Genomic DNA, 16,355 nt, shown 5'->3' with positions numbered 1-16,355 from the left:
TTATTTTTTCCACTTGATTGCCAAAATCGTCAAATCATCCGCAAATGTTTGCTCACCTTCCCGATATTTTTCAATTTCTTCAAAAATCAACCGTGTTATTTTTTCCGTTTCTTCTTTTGAAATTTTCAAAACAAAATCAGCGAACCTGTTATAGCCGAACTCCTCCCAACTTTTATTCATCGCCTCAATAACACCATCGCTATAAAAAATAAGCAAGTCGTCCTTTTCAAGTTTTAATTTAACCGGTTTTATATACCTTTCAAACATCTTCGTCTCCATAAGACCAATTCCAGGTCCTGGTGGCTTAAGAAATTCAACTTTCTTTCCTCTGACAAATATCGGGGGAAGATGTCCCGCCCTTGCAATTTGAATTGAACCGTTCTTCACATCAAAGTAAGCATAAATCAAGGTTATGAAAAACTTTTTATCAACATGACCATATACTGCATCGTTGAACGCAAGCAAGAACTCGGTCGGATTCTTGTAAATTTTTGAAATTGACTGAAAAATCCCTTTTATCTCAGCCATATAAAAAGCTGCCGAAACCCCTTTGCCAGAAACATCTGCAACGATAAAAGACAGGTTTCCATCACTGTGAATAACGAAGTCGTAATAATCACCGCCTACTTCAAAAGCGGGCGAAGATAGCGCCGACATCTCAAACTTATTTGACTTTGGGAGAACCGCAGGAAGGAGCTTCTTCTGAATCTGCCTTGCAAGTTCAAACTCCCTCAGCAATCTTTCTTTCTCAATTGATTCCATGACAAGCTTATAATTCTCAACGCCTATAGCGATTTGATCTGCAAAAGCAAGCGCAAGGTTTAGAGTATCAGCGTCAAATCTACCTTCCTTTTTCATCAAAGATAAATAACCGGAGGTTTTCCCGTGAGCGATAAGAGGGGCAATCAAAATATCCCCATCCTCAAAACTAACGACGAGATGTTCATCAAGATTTTTATCCGCTGTTATTTCTTTCAGCTTTTCAGTATCAGTTCCGATTCCATTGCAAATTATTTCGTTTTCAGCAAGTTTAATTTCAATCAAAGCCGATTTTGAATTTGTCATCTCCATAGCGATTTTTAAAGCTGTCTCAGAAAACTCCCTGATGTCAAGCATTTGTGCGACGAGTTTGCCGATGTTTTGCAAAGTTGAAAGTTCCGCAACCTTTCGCTCGTAAATTTCAGTTGTTGGAAGATGAAAAATTGTGCTTATGAAAACAAAAAAAGAATAAACCCCTACAAATGTGTCAAAATAATAATGAGCGAAAGAGAAAAACAGCGGTGAATAAAAACGCAACGCCTCAGCACCTCCGCCAGTTATTAGAGGGCTACCGTGAAATATGACAAAGATAAAAGTAAGTGAAGAAAACAATAAGACGAGATATTTTTCACGCTTTCTCAAACTTATCACCCATGGAATCCTGATGGAAATCCACATAAATAAAAAGAACTGGATAATCATCGCAATTCCCGGCTCAAAGACAACCACTCTTAACATTTTGCCTAGCGATTCAAATAAATCGGTAAAAGATTGATAAAAGGCGAAAAAGGCAAGCGTTAAAATGAATTTAACTTTAACTTCTCTTCCTCTGCCAAGGAACAAAACCTTCATAAAAATTGAAAAAATGACGGCAACCAAAAAAATGTAAATAACACTGAACAGGTTAGTCATTACAACATCGCTGTAACGCGATGGAACCACGATGTTATTTTGTCTTGTGACATTGATCAGGTTTTTGAATACAAACGAAATCAAGATGAGTGAGAATAAAAAAGCGCTGATGAATTTCAGAGCTTCAACCGGGTTCCCCTCAAACTTCTTCGCAAACGGTTGAACAATTAACATAAATGTTATCAGAAGGGCAACCAACAAAATCTCTGATATAAAGTCAAAAGGTGCCCAAGGCCAAACCTTTTTAATTAGCGTCACAGCGAGGAGAACGAAGACGAGAAAAGAAGCAAATAATATCTGCCCAAGCCCCAAAAATTTTGTTTCGGAGTTTTCTCCCTTCATCTCATCAAAACAACCTTTCGGACAGTTTTAAATTTCTCCGACTCAAGCCTGCAAAAATAAACACCACTTGGCAAATTTCTCCCTTCCTCATCTTTCCCATCCCAAACTATCCTATAACCTCTGATAGGTTGCGAAAAAAATCTATTTTCAAGCGTCCTAACCTTTTGACCGAGGATATTATAAATTGAAATTTCTACCTGAACTGGCTCAGATACATCAAGAAGAAAAATCGTTTTGGAGTTGAACGGGTTGGGAAAATTCTGGGAAAGATAAAACTTGTCAGGCGGTTTTGACTCAAGATATGTCGTCAAGATGTTGGTCTTATTTTGATTGTCAATGACAAAAATTGAAAATTGAGGCGGTAGCGAACTTAACACGCCAGCGAATTTATTTTCGGAAACAGGGTACATCGGAACTTTTTGATTGTTTGCCATTATGAAAATCTCCTTTATCCCGCTTTTGGACATAGCATAAACGGATATCTCATAACCATTTACGTTTTCCTTTATTTCCGGGAAATTGCTCAAAATTGGTCCGTGATACAAAGCAGATGAAAGAGCATCAACAACGCCCCAACCGTAGTCATTATCTGGGTTATTCGCTCTGCTTGCGGTGTTTCTTATTGCATCCCTTACATCAAAAGAGTTAAGTTCGGGATGAGTTGATAAAATTAAAGCAGCGATTCCAGCTACAATTGGACAAGAAAGCGATGTCCCAGAAGCATAAACATAACTTGAAGTTGAACCAGTTGAAGCACCGAAAACAGAAACGCCAAGCGCACAAACATCTGGTTTTATTCTTCCGTCATAAGTTGGCCCCATAGAACTAAAAGAAGCAACTCTCCCAGTTGAATCAACAGCGCCAACAGCTATCACATATTTCCCATCCGCAGGAGCAACGATATACTTCCATGGAGTGTTCCTTTCGTTCCCGGCGGAATTAACAACAACAATTCCCTTTTGAAATGCGATGTCCGCAGCTTTTGTTATTTTTGCCGTGTTCCCATCCATATCCTTGTAGGTATACCAATCAATATATCCAAGCGAACTTGAAACAACATCAACCCCGAGTGAATCCATCCACTCAATAGCTCTGACCCAGTTATCCTCTTCTACTGGCGTCTCGCTTCTCACATCCTCCGTTTTAGCAAGTACAAATTTAGCCCCTGGTGCGACACCATAAATCTTGCCCTCCTTCTTTCCCCCAAGAACCGATAGAACAAGCGTACCATGAAAATCCTGATTTGGTGAATCTTGAGGTGAATTTGCCGTCGTTGAATCGTTAAATATAAAATCATACTCAGCCAAAACATCAACATTTACAAGCGACTCATGCGATAGTCTAAAACCAGTATCCATAACTCCAACGATAACATCCTTTCCAACGATGTTCATCTCGTGCAACTTCTTAACCCCGGATAATCTTATCTGTCGCTCTGACGGTCCATAGTCATAAACATCAACATATGTCCTAACGCTTTTTGCAACTGGGCTTACAGACGCTACAAAAGGCAGTGACTTAACTATGTTAATTTTTTCGCTATCAAGAAATGCGCTCACAGCGTTGAGCCACTTTGAGATTACATTTATCTTTATACCAAGCGACTTAATTCTATTCACATATTCCTCATAAACTGGAATGTCATAATAATCAAAAACCTTTGACTCATCCTTAACGACTTTCAATCTCCTTTCAAAAGCCCTCCTTGAAATTGACCCCTTTAATCTTTCATAAACAACGCTTCCCTTTGCAAGCGAAACATTCTCATAAATCCCTTTATCTTTAAAGACAATCCAATACTTTTCTTCACCTTCATAAGCGAAAAGAAACGACCAGAAAAAAATCAGGATGAAAATTTTCTTCATAAACTTTGCGACTTTATTTTAAAATGGTCCCATCCCCCGGCTTCAAGGTCTCTTTGGCTATTATCTGACTTTATCAACTTTATCCCCTGCTCACGATCAAGGATTCTTCCAATTACTTTCACATCATCAGCAAGAGCATCAAGTTTCTTTAACTCCGACTCGGAAACAGTAAATAAAAGTTCATAGTCCTCGCCACCATAAAGAGCGTAATTCAAATAATCTTCTCCGAATTCTTCCGCGACCTTCTTCACCATATCATCAATCGGCAAACTTGTTTCGTAAATTTCAGCTCCAACGCCACTTTGCCGACATATATGCAACAAATCCGAAGACAAACCATCGCTTATATCAATCATTGCGTTTACTTTCACTTTTTCATTTATCATTTTATTGACGACATCAAATCTCGGGATGGGTTTAAGATGTTTTTCAATTGCTTTCAAAAATGGTTCAAAATTTGGTTTGAAATTTTCCTTATCTTCCGATTCAAGAAATTTTTTCTTTTCGCGTATAAGTATCTTCAATCCTGCATACGATAAACCTGGTTTTCCTGTTACGCAGATATAATCACCGACTTTCGCACCGCTACGATACGGGATAAAGTCTTTTTCCGCCTCACCTATCATTGTTACTGAAATAGCCATATTTCCGAAGGTCGTTGTTGTATCTCCACCAATTACAGCAAAATTAAATTCATTTGAAGCCGACTTCACGCCTAAATAAAAATCCTCAATCATCTCAACCGAAATCTTCCTCGGGATGGCAATAGTAATTAAAGCATATCTCGGAATAGCAAGCATAGAACAAAGGTCACTTAAATTAACCGCCATTGATTTCCACCCAAGATTTCTCATTGACACATATGTCAAGTCAAAATGAACCCCCTCAATTAGTGCATCCGTTGTCACGACTTGAACTTTTCCATCCGCTGGGATATAAACAGCAGCATCATCACCAATGCCCTTTACGATTAAAGTATCACGATACGGTTGAACTATCTGACTTAACCTCGCAATTAACCCGAACTCACCAATCATTGAGATATCTGTGAAGTTGCTATCCATTTTATTCACCAATTATTTGAATGACCAAATTCCTCGTCCTTGGGCGATTGTCAAAATCAACAACGACAATTTGTTGCCAAGTGCCAAGGAGCAATTTCCCATCCGAAAATGGAACTGTTAAAGATGCTCCAAGAATTGAAGCTCTCACATGAGCGTAACCATTATCATCTCCCCAGCGTGAGTCATGATGATAACGCCTTCCCATTGGAGCGATTCTCTCAAATGCCTCAGGAAGGTCTTTTAAAAGACCGGGTTCATATTCAATGGTAGTTACCCCAGCAGTTGAACCTGAGACAAAAACCGTCACATTACCATTCTTAACTTGATGTTTCTTGACTACAGATTCAACTTCGCCTGTTATGTCAATTATATCGTTAAAACCACGGGTTGAAACGGTTATTCTTTCGGTAATGACTTTCATATTTGATGTGGCAATTTTATTGCTATAAGTTCAATTTGTTCTCGTACATAGAAAACAAAGTCATCCTTGCAAAAGAAAGCATCAGGTATGAAGAAAGACAAATCATCATAAAGGACATCTTGATAGAGAAGTTTCCCAGTGTTAATTTCAACTATCTTCAAAACATTTTTGAACCTCTCTGAACCTGCTTTAACTCCACGCGCAATGTGGTAATTTATCAGTGAAATGTTCTCCTTTACCAAAACCTCGGGGGGAAATCTCGGGTCGCCATCATTTACAAAAGAATCAACCAGTCCCTTCGCTGTTTCATAATCAGGATGATACTCATCAAATGATATTGATGTCTCAATGAATTCCATACTTTTGATTTTCTCGTTTCTCAATTCGTTTATCTCTTCAGCTTTTTCATCACCATATGTCTCTAATATCTCGCCAGTTCTTGCATCAACCACAAAATAAAATCTACTGTCAATTAAATTTCTAACGCCATAAACCCTCCCGTCCAAAGCGAACATAAAGTCAAATTCGTCATCCTTCCATAAAACTTCCCCACTTGATGAACTAACAGCATAAGTTTTACCTTGGGCTGGTAAATCAGGTCTTTTAAACTCGCAAAGGAAGAAAATATCATCGTCAACATCTGCAATTTGAATCCACCACGGCTCTTCAAAGTCGGACTTTTCCCAAATTTTATTGCCATTATAAATTGAAAGACAAACAAAACTTGTGACCCTCTTGTTCAAATCCCTAAGCTCGCAAAGAATTTTATCATGCCTTGTTGGGAAAATCTTCCAAATTTTATAATCCTTATATGACTTGAAAACCCACATCGGTTTGATTTTTTTCATCACTCTTCAAGTTTTATTTTCTGGCTCGGCATGAACTATGACCTTTGAAACTTCCTTTATATCAAGATAAATTTGATTTTCAATCGTCGTTGCAATCTCATGCGCCTCGGAAAGGGTTAGCGACTTATCAAGGAGGCAATTCATCGTAACTTTATATTTACCGTCAATTTCCATCACGGTTATATCTTTACAGTCAATGACGCCCTTATGTGACCTCGCAATTGAAACTATCCGCTGAACCATATCCTCGCACCTGTCATTAACGATTTTCGTCTCCTTTATCATATCGCTTTCCTCATCAATATGGATTGAAATTCTCTCAACATTTTCAATTTTATTTTTAATTGCGTCTTCAATTTGATTGGCGATCTCGTGTGCCTCTTCAAGTGTTTGCTTTTCCTTACATTCAAGATGTAAATCAACGAAATATCTATCTTTCACCTTTTGGACCTCAATGTTATGCGCCGACATCCCAGAATGTATAAGTATCATCCTTATTTTGTCAATCACTGTCTCGTCATCGGTTTCAATCGGTTCAGCGTGAATAACTATGTCAACATTTTGCATCATCTTTTTTATCCTCTCCTCAATCAAATTCATTATCTGGTGCGCCTGTTCAAAAGGTATCGTCCTTTTTATATCAACGACCATATCAACGAATGATTTTGAGCCTGCTTGTCTTATTCGTATGTTTCTGCAGTTGACGACACCATCAATCTTTAAAACCTCCTCTCTTACCTTATCAACCAAACCGACATCAGGGATTCTATCGGTGAGCATGTCAATTGTCCTTTTTCCAAGGCGAAAACTTATCCACATCACTATACCAGAGACGACAAGAGCAGCAAAAGCGTCCGCCTTGTGGAAACCAAAACCAGCCCCAATTAGACCAACTATAACGACCCCTGAACTTAAAATATCCGTGCTAAAGTGTAAAGCATCGGCTTCAAGCGCTTGACTATTATATTTCTTCGCGGCTTTAAAAAGAATCCTTGACCTTGAATAATCAACTATTATCGCAGTGACTATGACAGCGAAACTCCAAAAATTAACTTCTATATGAACCTCGTGGAAGAAAATTCTATTTACGGCTTCATAAATTATCCATCCACATGTCACAACAAGGAGCAATGTCTCAAAAAGCGCTGATAGATTCTCAAACTTTCCGTGCCCGTAGGTATGTTCCCTATCGGCGGGTTTATCTGCGATTTTGACAGCAAAGTAAGTTAAAGCAGCAGCGACAAGATCAAGACCGCTATGAGCAGCCTCAGATAGTATTCCCAGACTTCCCGTCATCAAACCAACAATTAGTTTTAAAACTGTAAGAAAAACCGCAGCGATGACGGAACTTATCGCTACTTTTTGCTTTTCAAGGCTTGCAATGGCATCCATCTTTTGAAGTCAAATTTTGTGAAATTACTTTTTAAATTTATTCAAGAAAAGACCCATTTGCAAACTTTAAAAACAAATTCCTTATCCTATGCGAAACATTAAACTTGTAATTGAATACGACGGAACGAACTTCGTCGGCTGGCAAATTCAACCAAACGGTAGAAGCGTCCAAGGTGAGATTAAAAAAGCGATAAAAGAAATTACAGGTGAAGATGTGAATTTGATAGGGGCAAGCCGAACAGATGCAGGTGTCCACGCTCGCAGTCAAGTCGCTAATTTTAAAACAAACTCAAAAATTCCAACCGAAAACTTAAAAAAAGCCCTAAATTCAATCCTCCCAGATGACATCACAATAATATCAGCAGAAGATGTCCCACAAAGTTTTCACTCAAGATACAGCGCACTTGAAAAAACATACAAATACTTCATAACAACGAAAAAGGTTGCGATAGGAAGAAATTACATTTGGTTTGTCAAATACAAAATTGACTTTGAAAAACTTCAAGAATGCGCAAAATTAATTCCCGGGAAACATGACTTTGAGGTCTTCGCTAAAAAGGGTTCAAATGTCAAAAACTTCGTCTGTGATGTCAAAGAAGCAAGATGGGAAAGAGAAGATGATAAAATCATATTCAAAATAACCGCCGACAGATTCCTCTATGGGATGGTCAGAGGACTTGTCGGCGCTATGATTGATGTCGCAAGGGGAAGAATTGAAATTGAAACATTCAAAAAAATGCTATTTGAAAAATTTAACCAAATTAAAATAATGCACGCCCCGGGATGCGGGCTGTTCCTTGAAGAAGTAAAATACGCTACTTCAACCCAGAAAGAACTTTCTTCAACTCCTCAAAATGTGATTGATCCCTGACATTATATCTCCAATTTATGTAAGCGATTTTACCCGACTTATCAATGACAAAAACAGTTCGTTTATTAAACCCGGAGTTCTCATCATACGAATTGTAAAGCTTAGCGACCTCGTGTTTGTGATCGCTCAAAAGTTTGAATTGCAAATTAAGATGTTTTGCCCATTCACGATGAGAAAAAACATAATCACCGCTTATCCCTAAAACTTCAGCATCAAGTTTTGAAAGTTCCACAAAATTATCCCTAAAGGTGCACATTTGCGTTGTGCAACCACCACTCCAATCGGCTGGGTAAAATGCAAGAACTATATTCCTTTTACCTATCAAATCTGAAAGACGAACCCCTTCAAAAACGATCGTGTCTTTAGTGGCATACGGAAGTTTAAAATCGGGCGCCTTATCTCCAACCTTTAAAGTTTGTGACTTTAAGCCAGTAAAAAATAAAATGGATAAAAAGAGAACACATATTTTTTTCCCCATTTTAACCTCCATTTGCTTGTTTTTCAAGCTCACTTCTTACTTTGTTAAGCCATCTTTCAAGTGTTTCATATTTATGAGCCCCGATGATTCCATACCTTCCATTTGCAACAAGCGCAGGGACACCATTTATCCCGTAGTGTTTTGCAATCTCAATGTCATAAGCCAGATTTCTAAAAACAGTTTCAGAATTATAATCCTCCTCCCACTTTTCAACATCAAGCCCAATATCTTCAGCGCACTTTTTCAAAACATTGAAATCAGCAATGTTTAAACATTCAACCAAATGTGCCTTTTGAATCCTATCAAACATCTTCCAATGCATTTCCTGTCCACCTTGTAATTCAGATGCTTTACAAGCCAAAAGCCCAGGGATTGAATATGGATAGTCAAATTCTCTTTGTTCCATAAGGTCAGCGTTTATCCTGTGTTCATCGTCGTTTTCGTTAGCCATTCGCCAGTGATTTAAAATCTCACGCTTACCGTTTTCCTTTGACCCGAAGATTTGAGCTATTGCATCTGGATTTGGTGCAAGAGCAAAAGAGCGATGAATTATTTCAACATCTGGATTTTCCTGTGCTAAGCGATGAACCCTTGGTGAAATTGCGAAACACCAAGCGCACAAAACATCATGAAAAAATTCAATTTGAATTTTCATTTATTTCACCTCCGTCAATTTTTTAAATTTAACTGCGGTCATACTTACCCCGTAAGCCCAACCCCCGTAATATAAAACTTCACCTTTTGTATTTTCTCCGGCAACTCCGATTGTCAAAAATAATGTCAAAAGCCCACCCTCTGGCATAGCATCGTAAAAAATCTCTTTCCCAGGCAAACGCAAAACCTCATCATATTTGCCAGCTTTTAAAAGTTCAAGCAGATATCTGTCAAATTTCTCACCTGGCGGATAAACAAGCGCCGTATTCATCCCCCACCTTATCATATCAAGTCGGTGTGTCGTTGAGCCAGTTCCGATAAATAAAATTTTTCTTCCTGTTTTCTCAGACAACTCTCTGATAAAATTTCCCCACTTGAAATGTTCCTGGGGCAACTGTCCAGCAGAAATTGAAATCGGGATAACTGGAATATCACGCTCCGGGAACATAAAATAGAGAGGAACCCAAGCCCCATGGTCAAGTCCCCAATCAAGCGTAGCCTCGACAGGAAAGTTATATTTCTTAGCCTCCTCAACAAGCTTAACAGCAAAATCAAGGTCATTCTCAACTTCATACTTGAACTGATAAAGTTCATCCGGAAAACCGTAATAATCCTGAATGCACAGTGGCTTTGGCGAAACCTGAACATAAAAATCTTTATGCGAAATCCAATGCGGTGATGAAACTATGATCAAATCTATACCTTTACTTTTATATTCACGACCGAGTTTCTTGAGAAGTTCAACATATTCTCCATCTTCAACGAGCAGTGTCGGCGATCCATGTGAGACGAAAATTGCTTCAATCATTTTAAAATACTCCTTGATTTTGAAACGAAAAATCTTGATTAATTTAAACAAAAAAATTAACTTTCAATAAAAAACGCGCGCAAATGAAACGGGTTTTACTTCTCTTCACAGCGATTCTTTTCATTTCTTGCTCATCATCAAAATTAACAATCAAACAAGATGAAGTAGTTTCAAAAATTCAAAAGGTCGCTAAAAAATATGGCGTCGGTCGGCTTGGCTTGAGCGCCAAAAACTTCGTAACGGGGGAAACAATCCAAATAAACGCAGACTCTTTATTCCCAACGGCAAGTGTGATAAAAGTCCCAATTCTTGTTGAACTGTTCTACAAATTTGAAGAGGGAAAACTAAAGAAAGATACATTGGTATCACTTGATGATTCGCTCAAATATGGTGGGGCTGGCGTGTTGCAATACTTCTACAATGGGGCTAAATTGAAATTAATTGATGTCGCTGTTTTGATGATAATTTTAAGCGATAACACGGCGACAAACCTTGTGCTTGATTGCTTTGCGAACGAACACGACGCAAAACTTGAAGCTGTAAATTCAAGGATGAAATCACTTGGGCTTGAAAACACGAAAATTTTAAACAAGCTGATGTCATTTAAAACAAAAAAGAACACACCTGAAGCTTTAAAATTCGGCGTCGGTTATACAACACCGAACGATATGTTAAAACTTCTTGAAATGCTCGCAAATGGAAAAATCATAAACCCGTCGGTTTCCGCCGAGATAATTAACATAATGAAAAATAATCAAGATTACGAAATGATGAAAAGATACCTCCCTGAAAAAGTCGCCGTTGCGAATAAAACAGGTTCAATTGACAGAATGAAAGCAGATATCGGAATTGTCTATTCACAATGCACAACATACGCAGTTGCGATCTTCTGTGACCAATTATCAGAAGTATCATACGCCGTTGATAACAAAGGTCACCTCGCTATAGCTGAAATCTCAAAAATTATATTTGACTATTTCACCAAAGGAAAATGCGATTAAAAATAAATTTAAAAAAAGCAATGAAACAACCCCCACCAAAACTCAATGAGTTTTCCGATTTTGCGTGTGATTACTCAGTTAAAGCAAGAGCGATCGCTTCAGTATCAATTGCCATAACTTTCATCGTTCTTGATAGGATTTTCAAGTTTGGTTTACCCGTTAATGTTTACATTGCCCTTGCGATTTTTGAGGCGCTAATAAACCAGCCGTTCAAATTTTTAAGAAAATTGTTCAAGGCGAAAGATAAACTTTTACTTGCGACAAATTTAATTGATATAATCGTTATCAGCATCGCTGTATATTTTGCTGGCGGGATAACTTTTCTCTTTTCCGGTTTCCTTTACCTTATAGTCATTACATTCAACGGCATCACAACTGGAAGCGCACGGGCTTTTCTGCTTGCCGTTGCAAGTTCAATAGCAGTTTCAACTTTATTCCTACTTGAAAAGTTTGGGATAAAATACACAACGCCTTTTACTCTTTCAATCCCCGAGGTTATTCAAATTGTTCTGCTCGCATCGTATATATTAATCTTTATGCTCTTTGCTTCGCTTGTCCATATCCCGTCAAAAAAGTTGATAACCGAGGTTGAGGAAAGAAAAAAAATTGAAGATAAATTAACTAGACAACTTCTGGCGGTTGAATCACTTTACAATTTGACAAATTTAATTTTTAGAACCGAAACAACCGAAGAGTTTTATCGGCAGGTGGTGTCTGAAATCGTGAAAATTTTAAAAGTTGATAGAGCATCTATTCTAACGATTGACCCAGACGGTGTGATGAGATTTAAAGCTTGGATCGGTCTTTCTGAAAATTACAGAAAAGCCGTTGAAGGTCATTCTCCTTGGAAACCAGATGAAGCAAATCCACAACCGATTTTAATTGCAAATGTCAGAGAGGATAAAACACTGGATGAAAATTTAAAGAAGGTAATCTTGACCGAGGGAATAGAAGCAATAGCTTTCGTTCCGCTTGTGTATGGGGGGAAATTGTTCGGCAAGTTTATGCTTTACTATAATCAACCTCATGAATTCACATACGATGAAATAAGTTTGGCGCAGACGGTAGCAATTCAAATCTCGCTCACTTTGTGGAAAAAATTAACTGAAATTGATCTTTTAAATTGGAAAAGCAAGTTTGAAAAAATTATTTCAGCGACGAAGGAAGTGACATATGAATGGGATATTGAAAAAGACGAAACGATTTGGGAAGGAGATGTTGAAACAATTTTCGGTGTAAGTAAAGATGATATAAATCTCGGAAAATACCGTTGGCGTGATTTCATACATCCAGACGATATAGGAGCCTTAACTCTAAAAATCAAAGACGCATTGGAAGGAAATTTATCTGTATTTGAAGCCGAATATAGAATTAAAACGCGAGATGGGAGGGTCAAATACTGCCTTGATTACGCATACATAACACGAGATGAAAAAGGCAAAGCGATAAAAACATTTGGGATTATATTTGACATTTCTCAGATAAAAGAAGCGGAACAAAAACTTTTGAAGCGAGAACAAGTTTTAAAGGCGATAAACTACTCCGCTGGTGTCTTACTGAAAACGATAAATTGGGAGAGCGAAATAGATAATTTGCTTGGTGAAATTGGAAAGGCGCTTGAAGTGAGCTCTGTTTTCATTTTTAAGAATCAACAAAATGCGGATTTGATAACTGGATTGGCTTTCAAATGGTATTCGTCGGATTTGATGAGGAAAGTTGAAGATGTGCAACTTCAAAACATATCATATAAATTGGCGGGCTTTGATAGATGGGTCAATGTGCTCGCAAACCATGGGTTGATATATGGTGTTGTCAAAGATATGCCATTCAGGGAATATCTTTTCTTGAGCATACTCGGGGTCAAATCAATAGCGGTTGCGCCGATTTTCGTCGGTGGCAAGTGGTGGGGCTTTGTTAGCTTCAACGACTGTGAAAATGAAAAAACATGGGAAATCACGGAGATTGACGCAATAAAAACATTTGCAGATATACTTGGGATAGCAATTCAAAGGAGTGAAACGGAAAAATTTTTAAGGGAATCAGAACAGAAATACAGAAAACTTTTTGAGGACTCAAAAGACCCAATTTATATTTCTACACCCGAAGGTAGACTTCTTGATGTCAATCAAGCATTTGTTGAATTATTTGGTTATTCATCAAAGGAAGAAATTTTAAAAGTTGATATAGCAACCGAACTTTATCAGAATCCCGAGGATAGAAAGAAAAATCTTGAAGCGGTTGAAAAGCAGGGATATGTGAAGGATTATGAGCTACATTTGAAAACGAAGGATGGGAAAAAACTCATCGTCTATGACACAGCAACACCAATATATGACGAGAATGGGAACATCATTGCTTATCAAGGGATATTGCGAGATGTTACAAGGGTTAAGACGCTTGAACAACAGCTTATACATTCACAAAAGATGGAAGCGCTTGGGAAGTTATCAGCTCAACTTGCGCACGATATAAACAACGCTTTGACAGTTATACTCGGGAACACACAGCTTGCAAGGCGACTCTTGACACAGGACATTGAAAAGGCGAAAGAAAAGCTAAACGAGGTTGAACAGACGATAAGGAAAACCGCTGATTTCACGAAAAAGTTTTTGATATTCAGCCGTGAACAACCAACTGAAATGAAGGTAATTGATTTAAACACTGTGGTCAATGATTTCGCCAAAGTTATGCTAAAAGCTTTGCGTGAAAATATAAAGATGGAACTCATCCTCGCACCGAAACTTCCAAATGTAAAAGTTGATCCGGCCCTTATAAATCAACTGCTTTTGAATCTAATCCTGAATGCTCAAGAAGCCATATCAGATGCGGGCAAGATTATCGTTGAAACATACCATAGGGTAATTGACGAAGAGTACTGCAAATTTAACATTGAAGCTAAACCAGGTGAGTATGTTGTTTTATCTGTGACAGATACCGGCGTAGGAATTGACAAGAGCATAATTAATAAAATTTTTGAACCCTTTTTCACGACGAAACAAGGGGGAACAGGGCTTGGGCTTTCAATAGTTTATGGGATTGTCAAAGCACATAACGGTTTCATCAATGTTTATAGCGAAGTTGGGCAAGGGACTACATTTAGAGTTTACTTGCCGGCGGTACATGAAGAAGAGCAGGAAGAACAAGCAAAGATAGAGAAACCCGCTGAAATAAGGGGCGGGAACGAAACAATTCTTGTCGCTGAGGACGAGGAAAAATTAAAAGCAACTGTCTATGACATATTAACCGGTCTTGGATATAAAGTTTACACTGCTGGAAATGGACTTGAAGCGGTAGAAATCTTCAGAGAAAAATCAGAAGAAATAGACCTTGTCTTGCTTGATATTGTTATGCCGATTTTAAGCGGATATGATGCGATGAAGGAAATCGTAAAAATTAAGCCGGGCGTTAAGATAATTTTTGCAACCGGATATAGTTTGAACGGATTAAATGTGAATGTTGAGGGATTTGACCTGATACAAAAGCCATATTCATACGAGACGATAGCGATAAAGGTCAGAGAGGTCCTTGACCGAAAGGTTTAAATTCGCTGAATTTTTTATTTTAAAGTTAAAGCGATAATTTAAAGTGCAAGTAAAACAAAACCAGTATTTAAAAAATGATTGAATTCATTGACGGGAACGAAGCGATTGTAAAAGGTGCAATTGATGCCGGATGTAAATTTTTTGCTGGCTATCCGATAACTCCAGCAACCCCAATTTTACTTGGTATGATGCAAGAACTCCCAAAGGTTGGTGGCTTCGCAATTCAAGCTGAAGATGAAATTGCCTCAATTGGTTTTTGCATCGGCGCATCAATGGCTGGGAAAAAAGCTATGACAGCGACAAGCGGTCCCGGGATTTCACTTTACAGCGAAAACATAGGGCTTGCGATAATGGGCGAAACTCCGCTCGTGATAGTTGATGTCCAGCGACAAGGTCCAGCAACTGGCTCAGCGACAAAAGATGGACAAGGCGATATTCAATTCATCAGATGGGGAACTTCTGGTGGTTATCCGATAATTGCTATATCCCCAACGACAGTTGAAGAATGCTATACTTTCACAATTTACGCTTTTAATCTCGCTGAAATTTTCAGAGTCCCAGTTTTCCTTGTCTCAAGTAAAGAACTCTCAATGACGCGAACGAGGGTAGATTGGTCAAAGGTTGAAAAACCCGAAATTATTGATCGTAAATATCCCCCTGAAGACACGCCGGATTACAAACCATATTACTTTGAGAACATTGACGATGTTCCTCTCTTTTCCCCATTTGGCGGAAAACACATCATAAGATACACAACATCTACGCACGATGAATATGGGAATTTGTTGACCGTCCCGGAGAAAATTCAAAAGATGATGGAACACCTTGATAAAAAGATAAATGAAGAAAAAGTCAAAAAATACTTCCCTTACGCTGTGAGGTTTGATGAACAGGAAGGAGCTGAAACACTTATAATTTCATATGGAATTACGGCAAGAAGTGCGATTGAGGCGGTTGAACGAGCTCGTGAAAATGGTTATAAGGTCTCGCATTTGATTATAAACCTGCTCTGGCCTGTTCCAGAAGATGAGATTAAAAAAGCAACAAGAAACATTAAAAGAATAATCTTCCCAGAGATGAACAACGGACAATATGTCCTTGAAATTGAAAGGATAGTTGACAAATCAAAAGTTGAAATCGTCCGGATAAACCAGATGGATACGACATTGATAAATCCACAAAAAATTTTAAACGAGATTTTAAAAAGCAAGTGAGGAACTAAAAATGGCGACGATAGAAAACCTTGAGCAGAGGGTCACGAAGATTGAGATGTTCATCTACGAAATAATAAGAGAGAAGTTCAATGATATTGATAAAAAGTTTGAGGACATTGACAAGCGGTTGCTACTTTTATATGAAAAAACAGAAAAGGATAAGACAGAATTAATTGAAAGGATT

13 protein-coding genes are annotated in these 16,355 nt (G+C 38.1%); 4 read left to right on the top strand and 9 right to left on the bottom strand.

The features are described 5' to 3' along the window. Genes FKZ43_RS02435 through FKZ43_RS02410 form a run of 6 tightly spaced genes read right to left on the bottom strand, consistent with a single transcriptional unit; the run spans position 1 to position 7,603 of the window. A complete protein-coding gene (locus FKZ43_RS02435) occupies positions 1-2,013 on the bottom strand; it encodes a GAF domain-containing SpoIIE family protein phosphatase (protein WP_140944292.1) in 2,013 nt (670 codons plus the stop codon). After that, on the bottom strand, positions 2,010-3,878 hold the full coding sequence (locus FKZ43_RS02430; RefSeq protein WP_140944291.1) for a S8 family peptidase: 1,869 nt from the start codon (positions 3,876-3,878) through the stop codon (positions 2,010-2,012). Before FKZ43_RS02430 ends, FKZ43_RS02435 begins: the two co-directional genes overlap by 4 nt. Continuing rightward, positions 3,875-4,942, bottom strand: coding sequence for a thiamine-phosphate kinase (thiL, locus tag FKZ43_RS02425; protein WP_140944290.1), 1,068 nt, complete (start codon positions 4,940-4,942; stop codon positions 3,875-3,877). Before thiL ends, FKZ43_RS02430 begins: the two co-directional genes overlap by 4 nt. A gap of 1 nt (position 4,943) precedes the next feature. Beyond that, on the bottom strand, positions 4,944-5,363 hold the full coding sequence (locus FKZ43_RS02420) for a secondary thiamine-phosphate synthase enzyme YjbQ (protein WP_140944289.1): 420 nt from the start codon (positions 5,361-5,363) through the stop codon (positions 4,944-4,946). Then, complete coding sequence (locus FKZ43_RS02415) at positions 5,360-6,211, bottom strand: DUF4905 domain-containing protein (protein ID WP_140944288.1); 852 nt, start codon at positions 6,209-6,211, stop codon at positions 5,360-5,362. The genes FKZ43_RS02420 and FKZ43_RS02415 overlap by 4 nt, the downstream gene beginning before the upstream one ends. A 6-nt stretch (positions 6,212-6,217) precedes the next feature. Next, entirely contained in the window at positions 6,218-7,603 is a 1,386-nt protein-coding gene (locus FKZ43_RS02410) for a cation-efflux pump (RefSeq protein WP_140944287.1), read from the bottom strand. Between the two features lie 88 nt (positions 7,604-7,691). On the opposite strand from FKZ43_RS02410, the gene truA reads away from it, so the two are divergent. Continuing rightward, a complete protein-coding gene (gene truA / locus FKZ43_RS02405; protein ID WP_140944286.1) occupies positions 7,692-8,474 on the top strand; it encodes a tRNA pseudouridine(38-40) synthase TruA in 783 nt (260 codons plus the stop codon). On the opposite strand, the gene FKZ43_RS02400 is transcribed toward truA, so the two are convergent. Genes FKZ43_RS02400 through FKZ43_RS02390 form a run of 3 tightly spaced genes read right to left on the bottom strand, consistent with a single transcriptional unit; the run spans position 8,419 to position 10,414 of the window. After that, positions 8,419-8,952 (bottom strand): redoxin domain-containing protein, encoded by a 534-nt coding sequence (locus FKZ43_RS02400; RefSeq protein ID WP_181180218.1) that lies wholly within the window; start codon positions 8,950-8,952, stop codon positions 8,419-8,421. The genes truA and FKZ43_RS02400 overlap by 56 nt on opposite strands. A 1-nt stretch (position 8,953) precedes the next feature. Beyond that, positions 8,954-9,607: a DsbA family oxidoreductase gene (locus FKZ43_RS02395; RefSeq protein WP_235894665.1), complete on the bottom strand. Its 654-nt coding sequence runs from the start codon at positions 9,605-9,607 to the stop codon at positions 8,954-8,956. Then, on the bottom strand, positions 9,608-10,414 hold the full coding sequence (locus tag FKZ43_RS02390; RefSeq protein WP_140944284.1) for a dioxygenase family protein: 807 nt from the start codon (positions 10,412-10,414) through the stop codon (positions 9,608-9,610). Positions 10,415-10,497: 83 nt separating this feature from the next. On the opposite strand from FKZ43_RS02390, the gene FKZ43_RS02385 reads away from it, so the two are divergent. The 3 genes from FKZ43_RS02385 to FKZ43_RS02375 all read left to right on the top strand — a co-directional run bounded on the left by FKZ43_RS02385 (position 10,498) and on the right by FKZ43_RS02375 (position 16,171). Then, a complete protein-coding gene (locus FKZ43_RS02385; protein WP_140944283.1) occupies positions 10,498-11,415 on the top strand; it encodes a serine hydrolase in 918 nt (305 codons plus the stop codon). Next, positions 11,406-14,957 (top strand): hybrid sensor histidine kinase/response regulator, encoded by a 3,552-nt coding sequence (locus FKZ43_RS02380; RefSeq protein WP_140944282.1) that lies wholly within the window; start codon positions 11,406-11,408, stop codon positions 14,955-14,957. Before FKZ43_RS02385 ends, FKZ43_RS02380 begins: the two co-directional genes overlap by 10 nt. Before the next feature lie 74 nt (positions 14,958-15,031). Next, positions 15,032-16,171 (top strand): 2-oxoacid:acceptor oxidoreductase subunit alpha, encoded by a 1,140-nt coding sequence (locus FKZ43_RS02375; RefSeq protein ID WP_140944281.1) that lies wholly within the window; start codon positions 15,032-15,034, stop codon positions 16,169-16,171. Positions 16,172-16,355: the final 184 nt, after the last annotated feature.

The organism is Candidatus Thermokryptus mobilis, from assembly GCF_900070205.1.
In the GTDB taxonomy this organism is placed as follows: domain Bacteria; phylum Bacteroidota; class Ignavibacteria; order Kryptoniales; family Kryptoniaceae; genus Kryptonium; species Kryptonium mobile.
Note: the sequence above shows the minus strand (reverse complement) of the source record. Positions and strands in the feature narration are given on the sequence as shown.